We start from the raw sequence: 26,024 nt of genomic DNA on the forward strand, positions 1-26,024 counted from the left end.
CTCTAGCCGCTCCCCTCCCGCGAGCGGGAGGGGATGGGGGAGGGTTTGGAGTCTCAAAGAGACCAATGCCCGTGGCCCTGCCCTCCCCAAACCCCTCCCGCAGGCGGGAGGGGTTTGGGGAGGGCAGGGCCACGGGCATTGGTCTCTTTGAGACTCCAAACCCTCCCCCATCCCCTCCCGCTTGCGGGAGGGGAGCGGCTAGAGGCGAGGGGAGTATCTGACGCTCCGTTCAGCCTGAGCGACGTCGAAGGCCAAGGGACTCACTCCAACCCCTTCAAATACCCCGCCGCTTGCGCCCGCACCGCTTTGCGGTCCTCGTCCGCCATCCGGTTCCAGTTGCGATAGGCCATCGCCATCCGCACATTGCCTTCGAACCGCGCTTCGTGCCGCGCGAGGAAGTCCCAATACAGCGCGTTGAACGGACAGGCATCCTCGCCGACCCGCTGCTTCACGTCGTAGCGGCACGACCCGCAATAATCCGACATGCGATTGATATAGGCCCCGGACGACACATAGGGCTTGGACGCGATGATGCCGCCATCGGCGAACTGGCTCATGCCGACGACATTGGGCAGTTCGACCCATTCATAGGCGTCGATATAGATTTCCAGATACCAGCGATGCACCTCGGCCGGATCGGCGCCGATCAGGATGGCGTAATTGCCCGTCACCATCAGCCGCTGGATATGATGCGCATGCGCGGTGTCGAGCGTCTGGCCCAGCGCTTGCGCCATGCAGTGCATGTCGGTCTCGCCCGTCCAGTAGAAGCCGGGCAGCTTGCGATGCGCGCGCAGGAAGTTGCGCTCCACATAATCCGGCCCGACATGCCAGTAGAGCCCGCGCACATATTCGCGCCAGCCGATGATCTGGCGGATATAGCCCTCGACCGAGTTGAGGCTGGCATGGCCGTCCTCATATTCCCCCTCGGCCATGCGGCAGAGGTCGAGCGGATCGAGCAGCCCGGAATTGATGTACGGCGACAGGACCGAGTGCCACAGCTGGTGCTGGCCGGTCAGCATCGCATCCTGATAGTCGCCGAACTTGGGCAGGCCGTGCGCCATGAAGGCCTCGGCCTGTTGCCTCGCCTCCTCGGCGGTGACGGCATAGGCGAAGCCGTCGAGCGAGCCGGGATGGTTGTCGAACCGTCCGGCGACCAGTTTCAGCACGTCGCGGGTGGTCTTGTCGGGCGCGAATTTCAGCGGTTCGGGCGGCGTGTCTTTTTTGGGTGCCGGTTTGCGGTTGTCGGCGTCGTAATTCCACTTGTCGCCCTCGGGCTTGTCGCCCTTCATCAACAGGCCGGTCTTGCGGCGCATCAGGCGGTAGAAGAACTCCATGCGAAGTTCCTTGCGATCCTTCGCCCAATCCTCGAACTCGGCCTGGCTGGCGATGAAGCGGGTGTCGGGGCGGATGTCGACGGGAATGCCGAACATCGTCTCCCATGCCTCCAGCATGGCGGCCACGCGCCATTCGCCCGCTTGCGTGACGACGATGCGTGTCGGATCGTGCCGTTCGACCGCACGCGCGACCTCGCCGGTGAAGCTGCCCGCATTGTCGGGGTCGTCCAGCTTCACATAGTCGACCCGCCAGCCCGCCTTCTTCAACGCCTCGGCATGGTGGCGCATGGCCGACAGGATATAGGCGATCTTGGCCTTGTGGTGGCGGACGTAACCCGTCTCGTCCTCCACCTCCATCATCAGCAGGACGGTGTGTTTGGGGTCCGCGCCCTCCAGCGACGACAGATTCATCGACAATTGGTCGCCGAGAATGGGGATCAGCGTTGGCGATTGGGGCATGACTATCCTACATGGCCTTGATGAAGCATCTCGGCCAGACCAGCGCGCTGCCCGCTTCCCCGGAAGAGGCGGTGCTCGATTATGTTCCCAACCCCCGGCCCGGACGGACCTATCTGATCCGGTTCGCGGCACCCGAGTTCACCTCGCTATGCCCGGTGACCGGCCAGCCCGACTTCGCGCACCTCGTCATCGACTATGTGCCCGGCGAGACGATCGTCGAGTCGAAGTCGCTGAAGCTGTTCCTCGGCAGCTTCCGCAACCATGCCGGTTTCCATGAGGACTGCACCGTCGGCATCGGCGAGCGATTGTTCGAGGAAATGAAGCCCGTGTGGCTGCGCATCGGCGGTTATTGGTATCCGCGCGGCGGCATCCCGATCGACGTGTTCTGGCAGTCCTCGGCCCCGCCCGCCGATCTGTGGCTGCCCGATCAGGGCGTCGCCGGATACCGCGGTCGCGGGTGATCGGCCCGCAGCTTAACGCCTGCTTCATCCCGATGTGAAACATCTTCCATCCTTGAAGTCGTCCAACTCACGATTTAGGTGGTGCGATAAGGAACGCGTCATCGGGATGCGAAGGGGAACAGGGCCGTGCAGAAGATCGTCAAGCATTTCGCCATGGGTGTTGCCGCACTGATCGGACTCGGCATGGCAGGAACGGCAAACGCCAATCCGACGATCATCATCAACGGCTCCAATGGTGACCTCGTGTCCTATGACACGACCACCAAGGCGAGCACGCTCCTGGGTAACACCGGCACGGCGATGTACGACATCGCCTTCAGCAATGGCGGCGATCTTTTCGGCGTCGATGGGGGCACGCTGTTCAAGCTTTCGACGACCGATGGCGCGAAGACCGCGCTCGGTTCGATGGGTTCGTTCGTCAATGGTCTGGTCTTCGGTGCGGACGGCACGCTGTACGGTTCGGGCGACAACAATCTGTACAAGCTCGACACCAGCAATGGGCAGGCCAGTCTGATCGGATCGATGGGCAATCCGGAGTCGGCGGGCGACCTGGCCTTCTTCAAGGGGCAGTTGTACCTCGCGAGCAATCTGGGCCTGGCGGTCGTCAATCCGCTGACCGGCGCCAGCCAGCTGATCGGCGGCACGACCGACATGTTCGGGCTGGCCTCGACGGTCGACGCGCTATTCGGCGTGAAGGACAATGCGATCTACACCATCGATCCGACCACGGGCGTGGGGACGAAGGTGTCGTCCTATACCTATGGCCAGGCCTATGGCGCGGCCTCGGCCCCGACTGCCGTACCGGAGCCCGCGACCTGGGCGACGATGCTGCTGGGTCTGGTGCTGCTGGGCTATGCCTTGCGTCGTCGCGGTACCGCCACGATCGCCTGATCCATTCGTTTTGGCGCGGGCTCCGTGTGCCGCGTTCAATATCGAAAACCGGTCGTCCGATGGGCGGCCGGTTTTTTCGTATCGGCCATCGGAAATTCCCTGTCGCACCGAGGCGGGATAAGAATATCGCAACCGCTTCTGACGCAGGACCGTCGACAGTCGAACCGAAATCCGCCCGTGCGTGGATCCGGTATATGATCTTGGAGTCCTACGCGTGAAACACTGGTCCTGGAGCGTCGTCCCCCTTGCCCTGCTGGCCCTGTCGGGATGCCAGTCCAAGCGCGAGGGGAAGGGGGTGGCCCAGGTCGACGGACAGGCGATCACGACCCAGGTGCTGGATGCCGAACTGGCCGATGCGCCGCCGGGCGTCGATCGGCTCGCCTATCGCAAGGCGATCCTGCCCCAGCTGGTCGACCGCACCCTGCTGGTCCAGGCGGCGCAGAAGATGGGGATCGACAAGACCCCCGAATTCGCTGCCCAGCGCGAACGGCAGGAGCAGAAGCTGCTGGTCGAGATGCTGGCGCAGAAGCTGGCCGCCACCGTGCCGGTACCGAACGTCCAGGCGGTCGACGCCTATATCGCCGCGCATCCCTATGAGTTCGCGCAGCGGCAGAAATTCTATGTCGACCAGATCCGCTTCGCCCAGCCCGCCAGCACCGAGGCGCTGCTGGCGCTCGGCCAGTTCAAGACGCTGGACGCGCTGGCCGATGCGCTGACCCGGAACGCCACGCCCTTCACACGCGATCATGTCCTGGTCGACTCGGCGTTCCTCCCGGCCGCGATCGCGGCGCAGGTGGCCAAGCAGCCATCGGGTGATCCCATCCTGCTCCCCTACCAGGGCACCTACACCGCCAATGCCATCGTCCAGCGCATGGCGGCGCCCGTTACCGGCGAACCCGCGCGTGCGCTGGCGGGGGAAATCCTGCGGCGCAAGGCGATCGCCGATGCCTTGGGCCAGACCCTTAAAGAGCAGCGCAAGAAGGCCCGCATCGCTTACGAGCCCGGCTTCAAACCCGATGGCAAAGCGGCGGACAGCAAGACCGTCCGCGATGCCGCCGACCACGTCCCCGCGCGCTGAGAAATTCCCCTCCCTCTCCCCTTAGGAGGGGCGAGGGAGGATAGTCTTTGCCGCCTATCTGTTCCGGCAGTGCCATCCAACAGGCGGAGCCCTATTCTGTTGCGGACACACATTTGAGCGTTCCGTAACGTCATTTTGGCGCAGTCCAAGGGTGCGGTGCAGCAAATATGTAATACGCTTTGCAACCTTCGCCGCTCATCGCGGGTTAACCTTGATGCGAGGGGAAGTGCGGGCTTTCCGCTTCCCTCTCGCCTGCAAGGACATGCGATATGGTGGATGCGAACGGAACCGTGATCGAACGACTGGCGCTGATCGGCAATTTCCTGCCCCGTCAATGCGGGCTCGCGACGTTCACGACCGACGTTTATTCCGCGCTGCGCAACCGCTTTCCCGAGCTGGCCGTCGATGTCTATGCGATGGACGATCATCCCGGTCGCTACGCCTATCCCCGGGCCGTGACCGCCGCCATCCCGCAGCATGAGCGCGGTGCCTATATCGACATGGCCCGGCGGATCGAGGCGAGCGGCGCGCAGGCGATCTGGGTGCAGCATGAATATGGCATCTATGGCGGTGCCGCCGGTGAGCATCTGCTGGCGCTGCTCGATCGTACGACGCTGCCCGTGATCGCGACGCTCCACACCGTTCTGGAAAAGCCTTCCGCCGATGAGCGCCGGGTGATGGAGGGGCTGTTGCGTCGCTGTGCCCGGATCATCGTCATGGCCGACAAGGGGCGCGACATTCTCCAGCGCGTCTATGGCGCCGATCCGCGCCAGATCGCGATGATCCCGCACGGCGTGCCCGACCGCGAACTCATCTCGCCCGACTCATTGAAGGCCAAGTTCGGCTGGGAAGGACGCAAGGTCGTCTTCACCTTCGGCCTGCTGGCACCGAACAAGGGGATCGAGACGATCATCGAGGCGCTGCCGGCCGTTGCCGCGCATCATCCTGAATTGCTCTATGTCGTGCTGGGAGCGACGCATCCCAATCTGATCGCGCATGAGGGCGAGGCGTATCGCGATCGGCTGAAGGCACTGGCGGAGGCGCGCGGCGTGGCCGACAATGTCGCCTTCGTCGATGCGTTCGTCGAGCATGACGAGCTGATCGAATATCTCCAGGCCGCCGATATCTATGCGACGCCCTATACCAACCCCGCCCAGATCACGAGCGGCACGCTGTCCTATGCGGTCGGTGTCGGCAAGGCGGTGATCTCCACCCCCTATGTCCATGCGACCGAGATTCTCGCCGACGACCACGGCGTACTCGTCGGTTTCTGCGATGCGGATGCCTTTGCCCGTGAGATCGACCGGCTGCTGACCGACGAAGCCGCCCGCAACCGCCTGTCGCAGCGTGCCTATGCCCGTGGTCGCACCATGATCTGGCCGCGCCTGGCCGAGGCCGCGCTGGAGCAGATGGCGGCGGCGATCACCGCCCGTCCGCGCCGGATCGCCGGATCATATCAGACCAGCATCAAGCCGCTGAAAGCCGACATCGCCGCCGTCGAGCGGATGAGCGATTCGACCGGCATGTTGCAACACGCCATCTATTCGGTGCCGGATCGCCGCCATGGGTACTGCATCGACGACAATGCGCGCGCGCTGATCTTCATGACCCAGGCACCGGACATCGATCCGGTCACGCGGGACAAGTGGACGACGATTTACGCCTCGTTCCTGCAATATGCCTGGAACCCGGAAGAACGCCGCTATCGCAACTTCATGCGCTTCGACCGCAGCTGGTGCGAGGAAGTGGGATCGGAGGATTCCAACGGCCGCACCCTGTGGGCGCTGGGCGTCACCGCGCGCGATGCGCAGATGGCCAAGCACCGCGACTGGGCGCAGATGTGGTTCGATGCCACCGCCTCGCTGGCGCTCGACCTGGGGTCGCTTCGTGCGCAGGCCTTTGCGATGCTGGGCGCGGCGGCGATGCTGGAGGCGCGACCGGGGCACCAGCTGGCGCGCGCGATCCTGGAAAAGCTGCCCCCGCTGCATCTCGCCCTGCTGGAGGAGGCGCGCCGCCCCGAATGGCAGTGGTTCGAGATCGTGCTCGCCTATGACAATGCCCGCGTGCCGCAAGGCTTGATCGAGGCAGGGCGTGCATTGGGTCGGCAGGACCTGATCGATTGCGGCCTGTCGACGCTGGAATGGATCGTCGGCAAGCAGACCTCGCCCGAGGGCCGCTTCCGCGCGGTCGGCAGCGAGAGCTTCGGCCGTCCCTATGCCGAGCCGCTCCAGTTCGACCAGCAGCCGCTGGAGGCGCAGGCGACCGTCGAGGCGTGCCAGTCGGCCTATGCCGCGACTCGCGACCCGCGCTGGATCGCCGAGGGCGAGCGGGCCTATGGCTGGTTCCTGGGTGCGAACGACCTCGACCTGCCGCTGGCGACGGCGCAGGACGGCGGTTGTTTCGACGGGTTGATGCCGACGGGCCTCAATCGGAACCAGGGTGCTGAATCGATCCTGGCGCTGCAACTCGCCAATTGCGCGATAGCCAGCCTTTGCCATTCCGCCTCATCCATGGCAGGAGCCGATCGTCACATTGCCTGACATGCTGTCATGTTCGGGGGATGTGATGAGCGTTTTTGGTAAAGTGGCGAGACGGTAGCGCGATGGATCTTTTCAACCACCGGCTGCGGCTTCATGCCGACCCTTCGCGCGTCGTGGTGCGGCCGTTTCACATCGCTTGGGGCGGTGGCAATGGCGCACCGCCCAGCCGCACCGAGCGGCTGGTAGGCGAAGTGCTGGCCATGTCGCCGCAGGAAGCCCGCGACCAGCTGGAAACCGTGCTGAAGGACTTCGAGGCGCGGCACTGGCAGACGCGGCGTGTCTTCATGACCCGCTACGACCAGATCGAGGATCTGCTGAAGCTCGACGGGTCGAAGATCAGCGACGAGAAGCGTCAGCTGATCGGGGCCTATTTCTGCCACGAATACAGCTATGCGGCGGCAGCGTTGATGAACCCGTCGGCGGTGCCGCATTTCGACCAGACCGGCATCCAGCCGGGGTCGCAGCGTATCCTGATGTCGATGCGCTCGGTGGGCGAGGGGCACATCTCCTCGGTCGCGTTCCGCGAAGGCATCATCAACGACCAGAACCAGCTCCGCCTCGCGCCCGAACCGCCCTTCGCGACCGCGACGGATGTGCATGGTTGGGGCGAGGAAGACGTGCCGAGCGGCCCGATTACGGTGCACCGCCACCGCGACTCGACGCTCTCGGGCACCGTCATCTTTCCGATCACCCAGGCCCAGTCCAAGGGGCTGGAGGACATGCGGATCGTCCAGTTCACGCATGACGACGGCGCGGTCGAGTGGATCGGCACCTACACCGCCTATGACGGCTCGGGCATCCAGTCCGAACTGATGCGCACCCGCGACTTCCGCGCGTTCGACCTGGTGCCGATGACGGGGGCTGCGGCGCGTAACAAGGGCATGGCGCTGTTTCCGCGCAAGGTGGCCGGCCAGTATATGATGATCGGCCGGCAGGACGGCGAGAACCTGTTCTTGCTCAAGTCCGACTCGCTGACGCACTGGGACGAGGGCGAGAAGATCCTCACCCCCGTCTATCCATGGGAGCTGGTCCAGATCGGCAATTGCGGCCCGCCCATCGAAACCGATGAGGGCTGGCTGCTGCTGACCCACGGCGTCGGCGCGATGCGCAAATATTCGATCGGTGCGGCGCTGCTCGACAAGAACGACCCGTCCAAGGTGCTCGGCCGGACGAAGCAGCCGATCCTGGCGGCCAAGGATCAGGACCGCGAGGGCTATGTGCCCAACGTCGTCTATTCCTGCGGCGCGATCCGGCACGGCGACTCGCTGTTCCTGCCTTACGGTATCGCGGACAGTTCGATCGGCTTTGCGTTCGTGAAGATCAGCGAGTTGCTGGCGGCGATGTAACGGCCCGGCGGCGTGCGGACAGACCGCGCTGTCGCCATTGGCGCACTTGTATGGGAGAACGAACCAAGCCCCTCCCCTTCAGGGGAGGGGTTGGGGTGGGGCTTTGCCACGAACGTCGCGCTGGCGGCGACGCCCCACCCCCGGCCCCTCCCCTGAAGGGGAGGGGAGTTGCCTTTTGCGAGTAACGCTCAATTCTCCTACAGAGGTAGCCGTTTGTCAGGACCGGGTGGTCGCCCTAGGCAACCCTATCAGCGCGGCGCAGGCGGAAGGCTGACGACCTGGCGGCGGGTATAGCGATACAGCGCCGCCACGATCCCGAGGAACAGGATCGTCCCGCCGACCAGCGCCGGGGTGGCAAAATCCTCTCCGACCAGTGCCAGCGGCGCGTCGGAGTTGGTCAGATAAACGATCCCCGCAAAACCGACGCCCCACAGGCTCTCCCCCACGATCAGCCCGGTTGCGGCCAGCACGCCCAGCCGTTCCGCCGCTTCGGGGTTGGCGCTGCGCCTGGCCCAGCGGTCATAGGCATGGCCGATGGTGGCACCGATCACGACCGGCAGCGTAGCCGACATGGGCAGGTAGATGCCCAGTCCCACGCCCAGCGGCGGCAGGCGCAGCCAGCCGAGCTTGCCCAGCACTTCGTCGACCACGATCACCCCGATGCCGACCAGCGCGCCGATCCCGATCATGGTCCAGTTCAAGTCGCCGCCCAGTACCCCCTTGGCCAGGGCCGAGATCAGCGCGGCCTGCGGTGCGGACAGCGCATTGGGGCCAGCCCCCGGCGTGCCTGCAAAGCCCAAAGTCGCGTTGAGCAGATCGAGGACGGGCGGGATCACCAGGCTGCCGAAGACGACGCCGATGACCAGCGCTACCTGCTGCTTCCAAGGCGTCGCGCCGACCAGCTCGCCGGTTTTCAGGTCTTGAAGATTGTCGTTGGAGATGGTCGCCACCCCGAACACGACGCCGGTGACGATCAGCGCATAGGCGACCAGCGCCTGCGTCGTCTCCGGGGACGTGCCGCGCCCGAACAGGCCGACGAGGAGCAGCGCGGCGGCCAGCACCGACAGGATGCCGATGCCCGACACGGGGCTGTTCGACGCGCCGATCAGGCCCGCCATGTATCCGCACACGGCCGCGATCACGAGGCCGATGAGCAGGATGAACAGCAGGGCGCCACCGATCAGCGCGAAGCCCGATGCGGCGAGCGGCCCGCCCGCGATCACCGACCAGAGCAGCCCTGCGATCGGCACCAACGTCGCCAGCGCGACGACGGCGACGATCCCGATCGGCAGGTCGCGCTCGCCGATGGGCAGCACGGTGCCGTCGCGCTTGGCGGAGGCGGCGGCCAGCGAGGAACGGATGCCGCCGATGACCGGCCCGATGATCTTCAGCAGCGTCCAGATCGCCGCCACCCCGATCACGCCCGCGCCCAGAAAGCGCACGTCGCGCGAGAAGATACCGCCCGCCCATTCCGCAACCGGCCCGGTCGAGGGGGCCATCGCAGTCAGGATGGGCAACGCCACCCACCATCCGATCGCGATCCCCGCCAGCATGGCAATGCCGACCGACAGGCCGACCAGATGCCCGACCCCGATCAGCGCGAAGGACAGCCCGCCCGAAATGCCCGTGGCGCCCGCGCCGGTGCGGAACCAGATCGCGGCTTCCGCGACCGCCAGCTTGGTCTGGGTCAGCACGGCGAACGCGGCCGAGGCGATGGCGTTGACGACGATCAGCCGCAGGCCGGTCGCGCTCTCCGCCTCGCCCTCGCGGCTGCCTGCGCCGACCTTCAGCACTTCGGCGGCGGCGCGGCCCTCCGGATAGGGCAGGTCGGTGTCGACGACGAGGGCGCGGCGCAAGGGCACCGAAAACATGACCCCCAATATGCCCCCCGTCGCGGTGATTCCGGCGGTCAGGAGATAGGGAAAGCCCTGCCACCAGCCGATCATGACCAGGCCCGGCAACACGAAGATGATCGCCGCCAGCGTTCCCGCCGCCGAGGCGACCGTCTGGACGATATTATTCTCCAGCACCGAGCTGTTCGGCAGGTAGCGCAGGATCGCCATCGAGATGACCGCCGCCGGGATCGAGGTGGCGAAGGTCAATCCGACCTTCAGGCCCAGATAGACATTGGCCGCCGTGAACAGCAGCGTGATGATCCCGCCCAGTGCGATCCCGCGAAGGGTCAGTTCGGCGACGGGGCGGGCGGCAGTGGGAGTACGGCTCATGCGCGCAGATGTGGCAGAGTAGGAGGCGTGCGCCTAGCGTTTCGTATGGCGAATGCGCTTCGACTTCGCTCAAGCTGAACGGGGGAGGTGACCTACCCCCGGAACAGATTCCCCAGCACGCCGCGCACCACCGCCCCGACGATACCGCCGCCCGCACTGCTCGACCGCCGCCGCGATCCGCCGCCGAAGACCCGCTTGCCGATCTCGTTGGCCACCTGTCGCCCGATCGAGGAACTGGCCGAGCGCGCCGCGCTGCTCGCCATTTTGGCCCAGGGGGAATTGGCCGCCGCACGCTGTTCGGCGATGCGGGCGCGTTCGGCCTCCTTGGCGGCCTTCGCGTCCGCCTTGGCCTGTTGTGCCGCCTGCTTGTCCGCCTCGGTCGCCGCCTTGGCTTCCGCAGCGGCAGCGGCGGCCTCTTGGGTCTTGGCGGCCAGCAGTTCCTCGGCCGATTCGCGGTCGACCGCCTGGTCGTATTTGGCGCCGACCGCATCGGTTTCGATCAGCACCTTGCGTTCTTCCGGCGTCGCGGGGCCGACCCGGCTGCGCGGCGGGGCGATCAGGGTGCGCTCGACGGGCGAGGGCGAACCATCGGGCTGGAGCAGCGAAACCAGCGCCTCGCCGACCTTCAGCTCGGTGATCGCGGTGGCAACGTCGACGCCGGGGTTCGCGCGGAACGTCTCGGCGGCGGAGCGTACGGCCGCCTGATCGCGTGGGGTGAAGGCGCGCAGCGCGTGCTGCACCCGGTTGCCCAGCTGCCCGGCGATCTTGTCGGGCACGTCGATCGGGTTCTGCGTGATGAAATAGACGCCGACGCCCTTGGATCGGATCAGCCGCACGACCCGCTCGATCGTGTCGACCAAGGCGGGCGCGGCATCGTCGAACAGCAGATGCGCTTCGTCGAAGAAGAAGACGAGCTTGGGCTTGTCGGGATCACCGATCTCGGGAAGCTGCTCGAACAGTTCGGACAACAGCCAGAGCAGGAAGGTGGCGTAGAGCTTGGGGCTGGCCATCAGCTGGTCGGCGGCCAGGATATTGACCACGCCGCGCCCCAAATCGTCGACCGCGATCAGGTCGGCCAGTTCCAGCGCGGGTTCGCCGAAGAAATGCTCGCCCCCCTGCGTGCGCAACTGCAGCAGCGCGCGCTGGATCGCACCGACCGACTGTTTCGAGACATTGCCATAGGTGGTGGTCAGCTCGTCCGCCCGTGCGGCACATTCGGCCAGCATCGCCTGGAGATCGTCCAGGTCGAGGAGCAGCAGCCCTTCCTTGTCCGCGACATGGAAGGCGATGGTCAGGACGCCCTCCTGAGTCTCGTTCAGGCCCATCATGCGGGCAAGCAGCAGCGGCCCCATCTCCGACACAGTGGCCCGCACGGGATGGCCTTGGCTACCGAACAGGTCCCAGAACTGCACCGGCGCGGCCTCATAAGCCCAGTCGGTCATGCCCAGTTCGGCGGCGCGCGCGGTGAAGGCGGCGTGGGTCTTGCCCATCGCCGATCCGGCAAGGCCCAGGCCAGACAGGTCGCCCTTCACATCTGCGACGAAGCTGGGGACGCCGGCGCGCGAAAAGCCCTCGACCATGGTCTGCAGCGTCACCGTCTTGCCGGTGCCGGTCGCGCCCGCGATCAGGCCGTGCCGGTTCGCGCGCTTGAGGTCGATCGCCTGTGGCTTGCCGCCACCCATGCCGATGAAGATGCCGTCCATGGCGGCATTGTACCGCGCCGGATGGGGACGGGAATAGCAAAAGGCCGCCGCACCCCCGGGATGCGACGACCTTTTTTGCTGGCCCGTCGGGGCGGGCTGCTTACTTGATGCGCAGCGGGATCAGCGCACCGGCGATCTTGCCGCGCGTGATCTGCGCCAGCACCTGCGGGCGGCCTGCGGCCTTGGCGGCGGCGACGACCTGCTGGAGATCGGCGGCGCTGCGGACCGGCGCGCCGTTGACCGCCGTGATGACGTCGCCGCGCTTCAGCTTGGCGGCGGCATCGCTCGACGGATCGACCGCCGCGATCACCACGCCCTGCGTCGTCGGGTCGACATTGATCGCGCGGGCGATCGCGGGCGTCAGCACCTGGACCGACAGGCCCAGGCCGCCACCGGCGGCAGGGGTGGTCTGGGCATCGTCGTCATCGTCGGGGAAGGCGTCGGAGCCGTCACCCAGGGTCGAGCGCAGTTCCTCGTTCGACGGACGGGTCGCGGCGGTCGCGGTCAGCGACACCGGCTTGCCGCCGCGCAGCACTTCCAGATTGACGCGGCCGCCCGGCGGCACGTTCGCGATCAGATAGGACAGGGTCTGCTCGGGCGTGACCGACTGACCGTTGACCTTGGTCACCACGTCGAACGCCTTCAGACCGGCCTTCGCGGCGGGACCGTTCGGCTCGACCTTGGCGATGATCTCGCCCTGGCCCTTGGGCACGCCCAGCGAGGCGGCGACGTCGTCATTGACCGGCCCGCCGATCTGCACGCCCAGATAGCCGCGCTCGATCTTCTGGCCCTTCATCAGGCGCTCGACGATCGGCTTGGCATCCTCCGCCGGAATGGCGAAGCCGATGCCGATATTGCCGCCCGACTGCGAATAGATCTGGCTGTTGATGCCGATCACATTGCCGTTCATGTCGAACATCGGGCCGCCCGAATTGCCCTGATTGATCGCGGCGTCCGTCTGGATGAAGCGGTCGTTGGCGCCGCCCTGTCCGGTGACGCGGTGGATCGCCGAGATGATGCCCGCGGTCACGGTGCTCGACAGGCCGAAGGGCTGGCCGATCGCCAGCACCCAGTCGCCCGGACGCGCCCGCGCCGAATCGCCGAAGCGGACGAAGGGCAGGCTCTTGCCGTCGATCTTCAGGACCGCCAGGTCGGAGGTCTCGTCGCGGCCGACGACCTTGGCGGTATATTCCTTGCGGTCGCTCAGCGTGACGGTGATCGAATCGACCGATGCGCCCTGTGCGCCCGGTGCGATGACGTGGTTGTTGGTGACGATGTAGCCATCGGGCGAGATCAGGAAGCCCGAACCCAGCGAGGCGCCTTCACGCTTTTGCGGCTGCGGTCCGGCCTGGCCGCCGAACTGGCCGAAAAAGCCCTCGAACGGTGTGCCCGAGAACGGGTTCGCCTGCTGCTTCACGGTGATCGACTGCTTGGTCGAGATGTTGACGACGGCGGGCTGGAGCTTGGCGACCATGTCGGCAAAGCTCATCGGCGCGCCGGCGCGCGGGGCGACCGCCTGGATCGCGCCGGGTTCGTTCTGCGCGACCTGGGCGGTGCCGGGCTGGAGGGCCAGGGTCGCGGTCGCACCACCGAGGAGGAGCGCACTGGTAATGGCGTAGGCGTAGCGCACTGGGCTAGGGTCCTCTCAAAGAAAATTCAGTTTGACCGTGACCTATTTGCCACGGTTTGGCTGAACGACGCTTGAATATGAACGAGCGGAAAGGTGGATTGTCCACCTATCGGCCCGGCGCGGTGAATTCCTTCAGATAGCTGTTCTCGGGCGACAGAATGATCTGGGTGGCCCCGCGTTCCTGATTCGAGCCGTCCGCGCCGAAGGTGTGGCGATAGGACTGCATGGCCCGATAGAAATCATAGAAATTGGGGTCCTTGCCGAACGCCTGGGCATAGATTTGCGCGGCCTGGGCATCGGCATCGGCGCGCACGATCTGCGCCTGCTTCTGTCCTTGCGCGGCGATGGTGATCGCCTCCTGCTGGCGCGCGGTCTGCATCCGGGCGAGCGCGCTCTGCAGCGGCGTGCCCGGCGGCAGCTCGGCCTCCTTGATCCGCACATCGACGATCTGGACGCCATATTGGCGCGCAATGCGATCGAGGCGGACCTGGATCGCGTCCATCACCTGGCCGCGCTCGGGGCTGAGCAGTTCGGACGAACGCCGCTTGCCCAGCTCGTTGCGCAGCGCCGAGCCGAAGATCGGGCGGAGCTGGTTGATGACCCCGTCGACGCTGCCCGCCGTCGCCAGCATGCGGCGCGGGTCGATCACGCGGAAGCGTGCGAAGGCATCGACGTTCATGCGCAGCTGATCGGTCGACAGCACCTGGGTCTTTTCCAGGTCGAGGTCGAGCACGCGCTTGTCGACCCAGACGATGCGGTCGACGAAGGGAATGCGGGCGATCAGGCCTGCACCGCTGTCGCCGAGTTCCTCGCCGGGCTGATAGCCGTTGACCACCCGGCGCGGCTGCTCGAACCGATAGATGACCGCCTGCCGGGTTTCCGGCACGATCGAGAAAGTCGAGGCGGCGATGATGACCGCGATGAGCAGGGCGACGCCCAGCACGATCGGGTTGCGTGCGGTCAGGCCGTTCACTGGTTGCCTCCCTGCCCGGAACCTGCCTGGGCCGAGGCGGCGGGCGGCGTCGCCGGGGCCGTCGCGGTGATTTCCGGCGGCAGCGCCCTGGCCTGCCCCTTGGACAGCGGCAGATAGGGCACGACGCCCGGCGTCTCGACGATGGTCTTGTCCGACTTGGCCAGCACGGCCTCCATGGTCTCGTAATACATGCGGCGGCGGGTCACTTCGGGGGCCAGGCGATATTGTTCGTACACCTTGTCGAACTGCGCCGCCTCGCCTTGGGCGCGGGCCACCACCTGCTGCGCATAGGAGCGCGCCTGGTTGACATCGGCGACCGCGCGCTGCTGCGCCACCGTCACCTTGTTGAAGTCGTCGACGATCTGCTGCGGCGGGGCGGCCTGCTTGATGGCAACGCCCTGGATCCGCACGCCCGCGCGATATTCGTTCAGGATCGACTGGGTCAGTTCCTGCACCCGCTGTTCGATGCCGGTACGCCCCGAACCCAGTGCCTGGTCGAGCGAGGTGTCGGCGATCACCGCGCGCATCGCGCTCTCTGCCGCTGCACGCACGGTTTCCTGCGGCTGCGCCAGACGGAAGGCGTAGTCGCGCGGATTGGCGATATCCCAGCGGACCGAATAGGTCAGGTCGATGATGTTCTGGTCGCTGGTCAGCACCAGATTCTCACCCGAGCCTTCGGGGAAATTTTCGGTACGGATCTTCTGTACGTCCAGCACCCGGACGCTGGCGATCGGGGCGGGGGCGGTGATCTGGATGCCCGGCTCGAGGATGCCGGTATAGCGACCGAAATAGGTCACGACGCCGCGCTGCTGCGGGCCGATCGGGTGGATCGAGGTGTAGAGCAGCCAGATGACGATCAGGATCGCCGCGCCGATCGCCCAGAGCGTACGACCGCCCGGCGCACCGGGAAGGCCGCCGAAACCGCCGCCCGACCCGCCCGGGCCCTCACCGGGGCCGCCGCCGCCCGATCCGCGCGCCTTGCGGATGAATTCATCCAGCGCGGTCGGCTTGCCCGGGGCCTTGCGGCCACCCGGTGGAACGGCCCAGGGGTTGCGGGGACCACCATCGGGATCGTCGCCAGACCCGCCCCAGGGGCCCTTTGGCGTGTTGGCGGCTAGGATGGGGGGGCGTTGAAACCGGCCCGTCAGCTTTCTCATAGTCATCGTTATAGGAACGGTTCGCCGACAAAAACAGTGCCAAGCCGCGCTTCGCATCCTATCTGCCGCGCATGAGCATCATCGAGACGGTAAAGGCGGCGGTTGCCGCAGTGGCGGGCAAGCGCGCGAATGTGCGGATGGAGGGCGCGCGCGCCGGGGTCGTGCTCGACACCACGGGTCTGGACGGGGCGGGGCGCCAGGCGCTGGAGGACGAGGTGAAGGCCGCCGCGATCCAGTCGGGCGCCGAGGATGTCCGCGTCGTCCTGACCGCCGAGAAGCGCGAGCGCCGCATCATCGCCGTCGCCAGCGGCAAGGGCGGGGTGGGCAAGTCCACCCTGTCGGCCAATCTCGCCATCGCGCTGGCGCGGGCGGGCCGCAAGACCGGGCTGGTCGATGCCGATATCTATGGCCCGTCGCAACCGCGCCTGATGGCGGCGGAGGGCGTGAAGCCGGTGGCACAGGACGGCAAGCTGCAACCCGTGGCCACGCCCTATGGCGTGTCGCTGCTGTCGATGGGACAGCTGGTCGAGCCGGACAAGGCGATCGCGTGGCGCGGGCCGATGGCGGCGGGCGCGCTCAGCCAGTTGGTCGATGGCGACTGGGGCGCGACCGAACTGCTCGTCCTCGACCTGCCGCCCGGCACCGGCGACGTGCAGCTGACCATGGTGCAGAAGCATCGCCCGGCGGGTGCGGTGATCGTCTCGACACCGCAGGACCTGGCGCTGATCGATGCGCGGCGCGCCATCGACCTGTTCACCAAGGCGGGGGTGCCGATCATCGGTCTGGTCGAGAATATGGCGGGCTATTGCTGCCCCCATTGCGGTGGCATCTCCGACCCGTTCGGATCGGGCGGGGCGGAGGCGGCGGCGGTCGAGCTGGGCATCCCGTTCCTGGGCCGGGTGCCCCTGACCATCGCGATTCGCACCGCCTCCGATGCGGGGCAGCCACCGGCGGCGGGCGAGGACGATACGGTCTTCGCGCCGCTGGCCGAGCGGATCGCGAACTGGCTCGATCTCAAGCGATGAAACCGGCGGCATGGCGGGGCGTTGAGGCGCGATAACCCGCCGCTTTTTCCGAACGACAGTCCGGAGGTCGGCGGCGAACAGGGGATAGCCGATGCCGTTGACCGCCGATGACGATATTCGCGATCTGTTGGCGAATGCGCGGACCATCGCGCTGGTCGGCGCGTCGGATCGTCCCGACCGTCCCTCCTATGGCGTCATGAAGCGGCTGCAGGATCATGGCTACCGCGTGATCCCGGTCAATCCGCAGATCACCGGCGAGCATGTCCATGGCGAGTTCGTCTTTCGCGAACTGGGCCAGCTGGGCGACCCCATCGACATCGTCGACATCTTCCGCCGGTCCGAGGCGGCGGGCGACGTGGTGGACGAGGCGATCGCCGTCGGGGCCAAGGCGGTCTGGATGCAACTGGGCGTCGTCAACGACGCCGCCGCCGCGCGCGCCGAGGCCGCCGGGTTGAAGGTCGTGATGAACCGCTGCCCCGCCATCGAGATCCCGCGCCTCGGCGTCGCGCCGGTCGGGCAGGACTGACCAAAAGGGCGAAGATCGACAGCGTCTAAAAGGGGAGAATGACGATGGTGCCGCTGCTGTTGCTATGGGCCGCTCCGGTTGCGCAAGGGGAGCAACGGATGACGCTGCCACGCCTGACGCCCACCTGCACCCTGTCGACCTGCCATGGCGGCAAGCGTCCCTCGCCCTATCGCCTGACGCCGAGCCATGTCGTGCCGATCGATTCCAAGGCCCGCGCCTTTGCCAATGACGGCACCTATTGCGCGGTGGTCGGCGACAAATATTGCACCAGCAAGCCGCGCACGCTGTTCCGCACCGCCATTGATTAGCCGAAGCGGCAGGCGCTAGGGTCGCGATACTTTAGGAGGATCGCCGTGCTGCCTCTGTTGCTGATCGCCCTGCAGGCCGTCCCCGCCGCCCCTTCGGAGGGAAAGGAGCGCGTTTCGATCCTGCTGCCGGATTGTCCGACCACTGCCGACGCGCGACAGGACATCCTCGTCTGCGGTCGTCGACCGGGAAGCGACCGCGCCCCCGAGTTGCGAGGCGGCCCGTCCGACCGGGCGACACCGTCCAATCCCGAGATGACCGGCATCGGGGCGTTGCGCGCCGAGGGGACGCCCTGTGCGGCCAGCCAAAGGGGGTGCGCCGCGGCGGTCGACGTCGTGACGCCCGCGCTGCTGCTCGCCAACGAGGCGCGGATTGGCATCAGCAAGCTGTTCGACAAGAGGCGCGACAAGAGCCAGCGCGTGCCGATCGCACTCGACGGGCCCGGGCCGCAGGGACATCTGGAGCCCTGATCGAAACGGGACTCCGCTAAGGCTGGGCTAAGGCTGGCGCTCGGTCGGGAAAACCGGCATGATCGCGCCCGGCCCCGCCTTCAGGCAGAGGGGCTGGCGATGCCGGGAGAGCGTCATGCTTGCGACGATGTTGGTCATGGTGATGGCGGGACTGTCGGCACAGGGCGAAGACGCGCCGCTACCCTCGGTCGACACCATCGTGGCCAAGACCCGCCGGTTGACCAGTGTCGAAACGCGCTGCGTCTATGATCCCAATGCCACCGACATCACCGTCTGCGGCCGCCGCAATGCCGACCGCTTCCGCATTCCCTTCGAGATATCGGACGAGCCCGGCGATCCCCGTCATGAAGGGGTGATGGAGGAGCGGACGCGGCTGCTCGCGCGGAGCACGCCGGTCAAGGATCTGTCGCCCTTTCAGGTCGGCGGCGGCTTTGTCGGGCTGACCATGGATACCAACGCCCGGGGCAGCGGCGGCACGACGACCCTGCGCAAGCCCGCGCCGTGACGGCCGGAGGCAGGCGATGATCCCGCTGCTGCTGATCGCTTTGCAGGCGGAGCCCGCCGTTCCGATGCCGCCACCGGCGGGCGGACGCTTTTCGATCCTGGCGCGCGATCCCTGTCCGGCTTCGCGCGGGACGGCGGCCGACATCATCGTCTGCGGGCGGCGTCAGGCCGATGACCGGGCGCCGCAACTCCGCGACGAGCCGCCGACCGGGCCGGTGCCGTCGAATCCCGAACTGACGGGGGCAGGGGCTCTGGCGGCCTCCTCCACGCCGTGTCCGGCACGGCAAGGCGGGTGTCAGGTGGGGTTCGATCTGGTCACGCCCGCGCTGATGCTCGCCAACGAGGTGCGGATCGGGATCAGCAAGCTGGCCGACAAGAGGCGCGACAAAAGTCGGCGCATTCCCATCGCGCTCGATGGGCCACGTCCTCGGGGGCATCTGGAGCCGTGATGGTCGCTCAGGACGGCGGGTCTTGAAGCCCCCGTTCCTCTTTGGATAAGCGTCCCAGACCTTCCATACCATCCCGGCGAAGGCCGGGATCCAGTTGGGGTACGATGGTGAACCCCTCCGGTCGGCTCGTTACTGGACCCCGGCCTTCGCCGGGGTGGCGCTTGAGAGGGAGGGCTTGTTTGTGCTGGTTCAACGCCGGACTTGCCGCCGCGAGCGGGCGGACGGCGGCGGGAGGAACCAGTCGGCCAGCGTCATGCCCGTCGCGGCCATCGCGCGCAGCACCACCTGTCCCGCCGCCCGCGCATCGCTCAGCGCGTCGTGATGCCGGTGCTCCAGCTCCAGGAACGCGGCCAGCGTGTTGAGCTTGTGATTGGGCAATTCCGGCCAGGCCCGCCGGGCGATGGTCACGCTGTCCAGCCAGCGCGCCGCGATCGGGGGCAGGGCGTCGCGCTCGCAGGCGCGGCCCAGCGCGCCCTTGTCGAAACCCGAATGCGCCACCGTCACCCGCCCGGCCAGATGCCCGGCCAATTCGGGATGCAGCGCGGCGAAGGTCGGCTTGCCCAGGACATGATCGGCGGTGATGCCGTGGATATTGATGTTGAACGCGCTGAACTCGTCGCAAGGGTCGACCAGCGTCTCATAGGCCAGTATTTCCACGCCCGCGGCATAGCCGACGATGCCGATCTGGCAGATGCTGCTGGTCCGCGAACAGGCGGTTTCGACGTCGATGACCACGAAATCGGGGGAGATCATGGATGGCCTTTAGCGACATTGCCCCATTCGAGCAATAAAAGGTCGCTGACCGGCTCGACAGCGACCATTTCTATCCGCTACCCGCCTGCACTCAACAAACGCTCCGGATACAGGATTTGGACGATGGGCGATGCTTTGCGAGTGGCTTTGGCGGGACTGGGCACGGTGGGGGGCGGCGTCATTCGCCTGCTCGATGCGAACCGTGACCTGATTACCCGGCGCGCCGGTCGCCCCATTGAGATCGTTGCCGTCTCTGCCCGCGACCGGACCAAGGATCGGGGCGTCGACCTGTCGCGGTTCGAATGGGTGGACGATACCGCCGCTTTGGCCTCGCATCCGGATGCCGATGTCGTGGTCGAGCTGATCGGCGGTTCGGACGGCCCCGCGCTGACGCTGGCACGGACCGCGCTGGGGGCTGGGCGCGGCTTCGTCACCGCCAACAAGGCGATGCTGGCGCATCACGGGCTGGAGCTGGCGCAGAAGGCCGAGGAATCCAACGCGGCGCTGAAGTTCGAGGCGGCGGTCGCGGGCGGCATCCCGGTCATCAAGGGGCTGCGCGAGGGCGCGGCGGCCAACGCCATCGCGCGGGTCTATGGCATCCTCAACGGCACCTGCAATTTCATCCTGTCGAAGATGGAAGCGGAGGGCCGCGACTTCGCCGAAGTGCTCGCCGAGGCGCAGGCGCTGGGTTATGCCGAGGCGGACCCGAGCTTCGACATCGATGGCGTCGACGCCGCGCACAAGCTGTCGATCCTGGCCGCCATCGCCTTCGGCACCCAGCCCGCCTTTGCCGACGTCGCGATCGGCGGCGTGCGCCATGTGCTGGCCGCCGATATCGCGCAGGCGGCGTCGCTCGGCTATCGTGTCCGCCTGGTCGGCGTGGCGGAGGAGGGGGCGGACGGCCTGTTCCAGCGGGTCCACCCGCATCTCGTCCCGCTCGACCATCCGCTGGCGCATGTCACCGGCTCGACCAACGCCGTCGTCGCCGAGGGCAATTTCGTCGGCCGTTTGCTGTTCCAGGGCGCGGGCGCGGGCGATGGGCCGACCGCCAGCGCGGTGGTCGCCGACCTGATCGACATCGCGCGCGGCGAATATGGCGCATCCTTCGCCATGCCCGCGCATGAGCTGACCCCGGCACCCAAGGCCGATAGCGGCGAGCGGCGCGGGCGTGCTTACTTGCGCTTCACGGTGCAGGACAAGGTAGGCGTGCTCGCCGAGATCGCCGCCGCGATGCGCGATGCGGGGGTGTCGATCGAAAGCTTGATCCAGCGCGGCGAGGCGGCCGACGGCGGGGTGATGATCGCCATCGTGACGCATGAAGGGCCGGAGCGCGCGGTCGCGCAGGCGCTGGAGCGGTTGCGCGGGAGCCAGAGTTTGGTCGGGCAGCCGTTGCTGATGCATATTCTGGGATGATTGTTGGGGTAAGGTCTCTGCGAGGCACCTTGCCCTCCCCCAACCCAGTTTCAGGTAAACGATGCCCCGCATCGTTTAGGTCATGTCGGGGGCATGACCGACCTGAAACTCGCCTGCGGGAGGGGAGAAGAAGAAAGGCCTCCCCGCTTGCGCGAGGAGAGTCATTGAAATTCAGACCATTGATCTTGCCGCTCCCCTCCCGCAAGCGGGAGGGGATGGGGGAGGGCAGGCCACAGGCTATGCCCTCCCGGCGCCATCACTTCTTGATCAACCCGATCTCGACCAGCCGCTCGAACAGATAGTCATGCGCCGTGATCGGCTCCGGATAGCGATCCGGATGCCCTTCGCTCACCGTCCCCGGCAGCGTCTTGATCAGGAAGTCCGGCGCCGGGTGCAGGAAGAAGGGCATCGAATAGCGCGAGAAGCCGCGCCGCTCGACCGGCGGGTTGACCACCCGGTGTGTGGTCGAGGGCAGGACATGGTTCGTCAACCGCTGCAACATGTCGCCGACATTGACCACCATCGCGCCCTCGGGCGGACGGATGGCCAGCCACTCGCCCGAATCGCGGTCGAGCAGTTCCAGGCCCGCTTCCTCGGCCCCGAGCAGCAGGGTGATGAGGTTGATGTCCTCATGCGCGCCCGCGCGCACGCCCTCTGCATCGGCGGGGATCGGCGGATAGTGGAGCAGGCGCAGGACCGAGTTGCCGTCCTTGACCGCCGGGTCGAACCAGTGCGGCTCCAGCTTCAGGTGGCGCGCGATGGCGGAAAGCAAGCGGTCGCCCGCGCGATCGAAGGCCGCGAACAACTCGACGAAATCCTCGCGGAATCCCTCGGGCCGGTCGGGCCAGATATTGGCGGGCATCCGGTCGGCATAAGGATGGCCCTCGGTCAACTCGCGGCCGACATGCCAGAATTCCTTCAGGTCGACGACCTTGGCGTCCTTGGCGATCTCGGTCTTGAACGGGGTATAGCCGCGCGCGCCGCCGCCGCCGGGGACGTGATAAGCGCGCTTTTCCTCCTCGGGCAGGTCGAACAGCGCCTTGGTCTGCGCCCAGGCCCGGTCGATCAGTTCGGCGGGCACGCCATGGTCGGCGACGATGGCAAAGCCGAACCGCTCGAACGATTCCCCCAATGCGGCGGCAAAGCCTTCGGGATCACGGTCCTGGTCGGCGAGGCTGAGGGTCGGAACCTCGGCGGAGCGGGTGTCGGTCATGGCGATATGTCCAGAAAATCGAATAGGCTGGTCCCTATATAACGCGCCCGTCATCCGCGAACAGGGTGCGTCATCCGCCCGCATTATCCTCCGAGCGTGATCGTGCCGGTCGATCGGTCGCCGCCCGAGGGGCGCAGGTCCAGGCGGAAGGATTTCTCTTCCGCCGTCTTGCCGACCAGCGCGCCGCCCTGATCCGTCAGGGTAAAGTCGGCCTCGCCCATCTTGTCGCGGAACCAGTCGCGCACGGTGGCGGGATCAGCCGGGCTGTCGAAGGTCATGGTGAACGCCTTGTCGCGGCCATTGCCGACATCCACGTTGCGGATCGTCGAGCCGGGATAGAGATGCACGCCGTTCAGCTCGAAATTATCGGCCTCCATCGACACCTTGGGCAGCTTGAAGGCGCCGGAAAAACCCGGCAGCGCCAGCTTCACCTCCCCCGACTTGCCGTCGACCGACGCCAGCGTTTCGCCGTCCGAACCGTTGACCGTGATCGACGTGCCCTGGTTGGGCCGGTCGCAAGCGGACAGCGCCAAGGCCGCCAGCAGCGGAAGGGCGAGGGGGGAGCGGGACAGGATGGACATGGCGATAAACTCCTTACGCGTCCTGTGGGTCGATATGGCTCGCGGGGGATTGTCGGCCCGGCAAGCTTTAGCCACGCTGAATGTCCGCGTTTAACATATGGACCGGGCTCTCGGCCCCATGAGCCGGGCAACCCCGACTTATCGAGGAGCCATGGGGTGACGACCGACACATCCGAAGGCTGGGACGCCGTCGCCGAGACGTTCATGGCGGTTCGTTCGGGAGTGGGCGCGCCGCTGGTTCGGTGCTGGGCGACGGATACCCTGCCGCCATCGACCGCGATCCTGGACCTGGGTTGCGGGTCCGGGGTGCCGATCGCGCAGGGTCTGGCCGGGGAGGGCTTCGCGGTGTGGGGAATCGATGCGTCTCCGACGCTCATCTCCGCCTATCGGGCCAACCTCCCGGACATGCCCGCCCGCTGCGAGCCGGTGCAGGACAGCGACTTTTTCGGCCGACGCTTTGCCGGTGTCGTGGCGATCGGCCTGATCTTCCTGTTGGCGCAGGCCGATCAGGACAAGCTGCTGGCGAAGGTGGCGAAAGCGTTGGAGCCGGGTGGGCGGTTCCTGTTCAGCGCCCCGCATCAGCGATGCGAATGGCGTGACAGCCTGACCGGGCGCGTCTCCCGCTCGCTAGGCATGGAGGCGTATGCCGCACGGCTGGAGGAACATGGCCTGATTCTCGGCGATTGCCTGACCGACGAGGGACAGAATCATTATTATGACGTGGTCAAGCCGCGCTGATTTTCGGGCGAAGCCGGATGGAAACCGCGACAGCCCAGCCGGGTTTTCCGGTTTCCCTCTCCGTCCATCTCCCTTAAGGGGCAGGCATCATGTCCGAATCCCGTTCCGCTGATCCGGTGACGCCCGTCACCGCCGAGCTCCCCGGCGCGCCGATCGGCTTTGTCGAGTTCGTCCTGCTGATCGCGGCGCTGATGGCGCTGACGGCGCTGGGGATCGATTCGATGCTGCCGGCCCTGCCCGCCATCGGGGCGTCGCTGGGGGCGTCGCCCGCGGCGCGGCCGTTCGTCGTCACGGCGTTTCTGATCGGCTTCGGCGTGGCGCAGCTGGTGCATGGGCCGCTGGCCGATCGTTATGGGCGGCGGCGGGTGCTGATCGTCGCACTGGTCATCTACATCATTGCCAATGGCGCGGCGGCGGTGGCGGGCAGCTTCACGCTGCTGCTGGTCGCGCGGGTCTGCGCCGGGGCGGCGATCGCGGCGACCCGGGTGGCGACGGTGGCGCTGGTCCGCGACTGCTATCACGGGCGCGCCATGGCGCAGGTCATGTCGATCGCCTTCATGGTGTTCATGATCGTGCCCATCCTGGCGCCTGCCTTTGGCGAGCTGTTGCTGCTGTTCGGCAATTGGCGGCTGATCTTCTGGACGATCGCGGGGCTCGCCACGCTGGTCCTGGCCTGGTTTTCGCTTCGAATGCCCGAGACGCTGGCGGCGGAGGCGCAACTGCCCATTTCGCTGACGCGGATCGCCAGCGGCTGGCGCGAGACGCTCGGGGACCGGCTGTCGCTCGGTTACACGCTGGCGGCGACGGCGCTGATGGCGGCGCTCTACGGTTATCTTAATTCGGTGCAGCCGATCATGGCGCAGACCTTCGGTCGCGAGAAGCTGCTTGCGCTGATCTTCGCGACGACCTCGGTCACGATGGCGGCGGCGAACCTGCTCAACTCGCGGATCGTCATGCGGCTGGGCACGCGACTGATCAGCCACAGCTCGGTCACGATCCTGATCGTCGTGTCGGCCATCCATCTGGCCATCGCGCATTTCGGGGGTGAGTCGCTGATCGTCTTCGCGGTTCTTCAGGCGATCACCATGGCGTGTTTCGGTCTGGCGACCTCCAACTTCTCGTCTATGGCGATGGAGAATATGGGGCGGATCGCCGGGACCGCATCCAGCGTGCAGGGCTTTACCAGCGTGACCATCGGCTCGTTGATCGGCGCAGGGATCGGCCAGGCCTATGATGGCACGACGCAGCCGCTCACCCTGGGCTTCCTGATCGCCGGATGTGCGGCCTTCGCCTTCGTCTTCGCGACCGAGCGCGGGCGGATGTTCCGTCCCGCTTGAGGGCTTCCGGGAACCGCCCGGCCCGCCGCCGTGTTCCTCCCCCACAGTTCTAGAGGAGGCAGTAATGGGCGGACATCAGGTTCCCAGCCAGGGACCCGGCGACGATGGCTGGGACGAAGAGGGCTATGACGAGAGCCAGCGCGCCGAAATCCTGGAAGTGACGCGTGACGGCCCCAGCGACGGCGTGCTGTTGACCGATATCGAACCCGATCTGGGCGACGACAGCGTCGAGAACGAGCCGATCGGCGAACTCGACATGGATTCCGAAGAGGTCGGGACCAGCGACGCCTCGGTCGACACGGATGCCGAGGACCTCGACGAAGACGATCTTCAGGAGGATTTCGAGGACGATACGGTGGCCGACGGCGATATCGACGACGCTGACGACACCGCCCTGCGGCCATGACCCGGCTTCCCGTCGCGCTGGCGGCGGGCGGCATCGTGCTGGTCGGCTGTTCGACCATGCCCGATCCGCGTGCCGCCTCGACGCTGCCGCCGATGGTCTCGACGACCTTCCAATGCGAGAATGGCAGCCGCTTCTGGGTGCGCTTCGACAATCGCGACGACAGTGCCCTGATGCGCTTCGGAGATGATCTGGAGATGCGGCTGGAGGGGCAGCGCGTCGCGTCCGGCATCCACTATAGCGGTTTCGGTCACGATCTGCGCGGCAAGGGGGGTGAGGTTGTTTTGACACGCCCTACGGGTGATTCCGTACGCTGCACGGCGCAGCGCTGAGGACAGCGGGCGGAAACCGGGCCGAAGAGTGGCGGAAATCCGCCATTGCCCCATTCCGCCCGCATTTGGTTCATCTTGGTGACAGGAACTGTGTCTCTGGTGCCACAGGTTCCGACAAGGCGATCAAAAATCTCAAATGTCGTGCAACCCATGGCCGTCTAGCCGGTTAAGCGGGCC

25 protein-coding genes are annotated in these 26,024 nt (G+C 66.6%); 16 read left to right on the forward strand and 9 right to left on the reverse strand.

Annotation, left to right across the window (positions count from 1 at the left end; all coding sequences use genetic code 11):
* Positions 1 to 260: 260 nt before the first annotated feature.
* A complete protein-coding gene (locus tag NS355_RS08400) occupies positions 261 to 1,793 on the reverse strand; it encodes a cryptochrome/photolyase family protein (RefSeq protein ID WP_058745299.1) in 1,533 nt (510 codons plus the stop codon).
* 20 nt (positions 1,794 to 1,813) lie between these two features.
* On the opposite strand from NS355_RS08400, the gene queF reads away from it, so the two are divergent.
* From queF to NS355_RS08425, 5 genes are all read left to right on the forward strand, one after another.
* Positions 1,814 to 2,254, forward strand: coding sequence for a preQ(1) synthase (gene queF, locus NS355_RS08405; protein ID WP_007403692.1), 441 nt, complete (start codon positions 1,814 to 1,816; stop codon positions 2,252 to 2,254).
* Positions 2,255 to 2,380: 126 nt separating this feature from the next.
* Positions 2,381 to 3,145: a PEPxxWA-CTERM sorting domain-containing protein gene (locus NS355_RS08410; RefSeq protein ID WP_058745301.1), complete on the forward strand. Its 765-nt coding sequence runs from the start codon at positions 2,381 to 2,383 to the stop codon at positions 3,143 to 3,145.
* Between the two features lie 214 nt (positions 3,146 to 3,359).
* Positions 3,360 to 4,223, forward strand: coding sequence for a SurA N-terminal domain-containing protein (locus NS355_RS08415; RefSeq protein WP_058745302.1), 864 nt, complete (start codon positions 3,360 to 3,362; stop codon positions 4,221 to 4,223).
* Between the two features lie 269 nt (positions 4,224 to 4,492).
* Positions 4,493 to 6,763, forward strand: coding sequence for a glycosyltransferase family 4 protein (locus NS355_RS08420; protein ID WP_058745303.1), 2,271 nt, complete (start codon positions 4,493 to 4,495; stop codon positions 6,761 to 6,763).
* Positions 6,764 to 6,825: 62 nt separating this feature from the next.
* The gene (locus tag NS355_RS08425; RefSeq protein WP_058745304.1) at positions 6,826 to 8,109 is read left to right on the forward strand and encodes a glycoside hydrolase family 130 protein; all 1,284 of its coding nucleotides are present in this window, start codon (positions 6,826 to 6,828) and stop codon (positions 8,107 to 8,109) included.
* A gap of 248 nt (positions 8,110 to 8,357) precedes the next feature.
* Here NS355_RS08425 and NS355_RS08430 read toward each other — a convergent pair whose 3' ends face one another.
* The 5 genes from NS355_RS08430 to hflK all read right to left on the reverse strand — a co-directional run bounded on the left by NS355_RS08430 (position 8,358) and on the right by hflK (position 15,797).
* The gene (locus NS355_RS08430) at positions 8,358 to 10,334 is read right to left on the reverse strand and encodes an OPT family oligopeptide transporter (RefSeq protein WP_058745305.1); all 1,977 of its coding nucleotides are present in this window, start codon (positions 10,332 to 10,334) and stop codon (positions 8,358 to 8,360) included.
* 92 nt (positions 10,335 to 10,426) lie between these two features.
* Complete coding sequence (locus NS355_RS08435; RefSeq protein WP_058745306.1) at positions 10,427 to 12,037, reverse strand: helicase HerA-like domain-containing protein; 1,611 nt, start codon at positions 12,035 to 12,037, stop codon at positions 10,427 to 10,429.
* A 100-nt stretch (positions 12,038 to 12,137) separates the two neighbouring features.
* Positions 12,138 to 13,667 (reverse strand): Do family serine endopeptidase, encoded by a 1,530-nt coding sequence (locus NS355_RS08440; protein WP_058745307.1) that lies wholly within the window; start codon positions 13,665 to 13,667, stop codon positions 12,138 to 12,140.
* A 106-nt stretch (positions 13,668 to 13,773) separates the two neighbouring features.
* On the reverse strand, positions 13,774 to 14,640 hold the full coding sequence (gene hflC, locus NS355_RS08445) for a protease modulator HflC (protein ID WP_209445047.1): 867 nt from the start codon (positions 14,638 to 14,640) through the stop codon (positions 13,774 to 13,776).
* Positions 14,637 to 15,797, reverse strand: a complete 1,161-nt coding sequence (gene hflK, locus NS355_RS08450) for a protease modulator HflK (protein WP_058745308.1) — start codon at positions 15,795 to 15,797, stop codon at positions 14,637 to 14,639. The genes hflC and hflK overlap by 4 nt, the downstream gene beginning before the upstream one ends.
* Positions 15,798 to 15,868: 71 nt before the next feature.
* On the opposite strand from hflK, the gene NS355_RS08455 reads away from it, so the two are divergent.
* The 6 genes from NS355_RS08455 (at position 15,869) to NS355_RS08480 (ending at position 19,077) form a co-directional block, all read left to right on the forward strand.
* Positions 15,869 to 16,822 carry an Mrp/NBP35 family ATP-binding protein gene (locus NS355_RS08455; protein ID WP_058745309.1) on the forward strand — a complete coding sequence of 318 codons (954 nt, stop codon included), beginning with the start codon at positions 15,869 to 15,871 and terminating at the stop codon, positions 16,820 to 16,822.
* A gap of 91 nt (positions 16,823 to 16,913) precedes the next feature.
* Positions 16,914 to 17,348 carry a CoA-binding protein gene (locus tag NS355_RS08460; RefSeq protein ID WP_058745310.1) on the forward strand — a complete coding sequence of 145 codons (435 nt, stop codon included), beginning with the start codon at positions 16,914 to 16,916 and terminating at the stop codon, positions 17,346 to 17,348.
* 38 nt (positions 17,349 to 17,386) lie between these two features.
* Positions 17,387 to 17,656, forward strand: a complete 270-nt coding sequence (locus NS355_RS08465; protein ID WP_058745311.1) for a hypothetical protein — start codon at positions 17,387 to 17,389, stop codon at positions 17,654 to 17,656.
* Between the two features lie 45 nt (positions 17,657 to 17,701).
* The gene (locus NS355_RS08470; protein ID WP_058745312.1) at positions 17,702 to 18,124 is read left to right on the forward strand and encodes a hypothetical protein; all 423 of its coding nucleotides are present in this window, start codon (positions 17,702 to 17,704) and stop codon (positions 18,122 to 18,124) included.
* Between the two features lie 115 nt (positions 18,125 to 18,239).
* Positions 18,240 to 18,629 (forward strand): hypothetical protein, encoded by a 390-nt coding sequence (locus NS355_RS08475; RefSeq protein WP_058745313.1) that lies wholly within the window; start codon positions 18,240 to 18,242, stop codon positions 18,627 to 18,629.
* A gap of 16 nt (positions 18,630 to 18,645) precedes the next feature.
* A complete protein-coding gene (locus tag NS355_RS08480; protein WP_058745314.1) occupies positions 18,646 to 19,077 on the forward strand; it encodes a hypothetical protein in 432 nt (143 codons plus the stop codon).
* Between the two features lie 189 nt (positions 19,078 to 19,266).
* Here NS355_RS08480 and NS355_RS08485 read toward each other — a convergent pair whose 3' ends face one another.
* On the reverse strand, positions 19,267 to 19,830 hold the full coding sequence (locus NS355_RS08485) for a 3'-5' exonuclease (protein ID WP_058745315.1): 564 nt from the start codon (positions 19,828 to 19,830) through the stop codon (positions 19,267 to 19,269).
* Between the two features lie 123 nt (positions 19,831 to 19,953).
* On the opposite strand from NS355_RS08485, the gene NS355_RS08490 reads away from it, so the two are divergent.
* Positions 19,954 to 21,243, forward strand: coding sequence for a homoserine dehydrogenase (locus NS355_RS08490; RefSeq protein ID WP_058745316.1), 1,290 nt, complete (start codon positions 19,954 to 19,956; stop codon positions 21,241 to 21,243).
* Between the two features lie 256 nt (positions 21,244 to 21,499).
* On the opposite strand, the gene NS355_RS08495 is transcribed toward NS355_RS08490, so the two are convergent.
* Both NS355_RS08495 and NS355_RS08500 read right to left on the reverse strand, forming a co-directional pair.
* Positions 21,500 to 22,456 (reverse strand): isopenicillin N synthase family dioxygenase, encoded by a 957-nt coding sequence (locus NS355_RS08495; RefSeq protein WP_058745317.1) that lies wholly within the window; start codon positions 22,454 to 22,456, stop codon positions 21,500 to 21,502.
* A gap of 83 nt (positions 22,457 to 22,539) precedes the next feature.
* The gene (locus NS355_RS08500; protein ID WP_058745318.1) at positions 22,540 to 23,037 is read right to left on the reverse strand and encodes a hypothetical protein; all 498 of its coding nucleotides are present in this window, start codon (positions 23,035 to 23,037) and stop codon (positions 22,540 to 22,542) included.
* Positions 23,038 to 23,193: 156 nt separating this feature from the next.
* On the opposite strand from NS355_RS08500, the gene NS355_RS08505 reads away from it, so the two are divergent.
* The 4 genes from NS355_RS08505 to NS355_RS08520 all read left to right on the forward strand — a co-directional run bounded on the left by NS355_RS08505 (position 23,194) and on the right by NS355_RS08520 (position 25,847).
* Positions 23,194 to 23,775, forward strand: a complete 582-nt coding sequence (locus tag NS355_RS08505) for a class I SAM-dependent methyltransferase (protein WP_058745319.1) — start codon at positions 23,194 to 23,196, stop codon at positions 23,773 to 23,775.
* Positions 23,776 to 23,864: 89 nt separating this feature from the next.
* The gene (locus NS355_RS08510; RefSeq protein ID WP_058745320.1) at positions 23,865 to 25,112 is read left to right on the forward strand and encodes a multidrug effflux MFS transporter; all 1,248 of its coding nucleotides are present in this window, start codon (positions 23,865 to 23,867) and stop codon (positions 25,110 to 25,112) included.
* Positions 25,113 to 25,176: 64 nt separating this feature from the next.
* Positions 25,177 to 25,518 (forward strand): hypothetical protein, encoded by a 342-nt coding sequence (locus tag NS355_RS08515; protein ID WP_058745321.1) that lies wholly within the window; start codon positions 25,177 to 25,179, stop codon positions 25,516 to 25,518.
* Complete coding sequence (locus NS355_RS08520; protein WP_058745322.1) at positions 25,515 to 25,847, forward strand: MliC family protein; 333 nt, start codon at positions 25,515 to 25,517, stop codon at positions 25,845 to 25,847. The genes NS355_RS08515 and NS355_RS08520 overlap by 4 nt, the downstream gene beginning before the upstream one ends.
* Positions 25,848 to 26,024: the final 177 nt, after the last annotated feature.

The sequence above is a fragment of the Sphingomonas yabuuchiae genome, assembly GCF_001477495.1.
Classification (GTDB): domain Bacteria; phylum Pseudomonadota; class Alphaproteobacteria; order Sphingomonadales; family Sphingomonadaceae; genus Sphingomonas; species Sphingomonas yabuuchiae_A.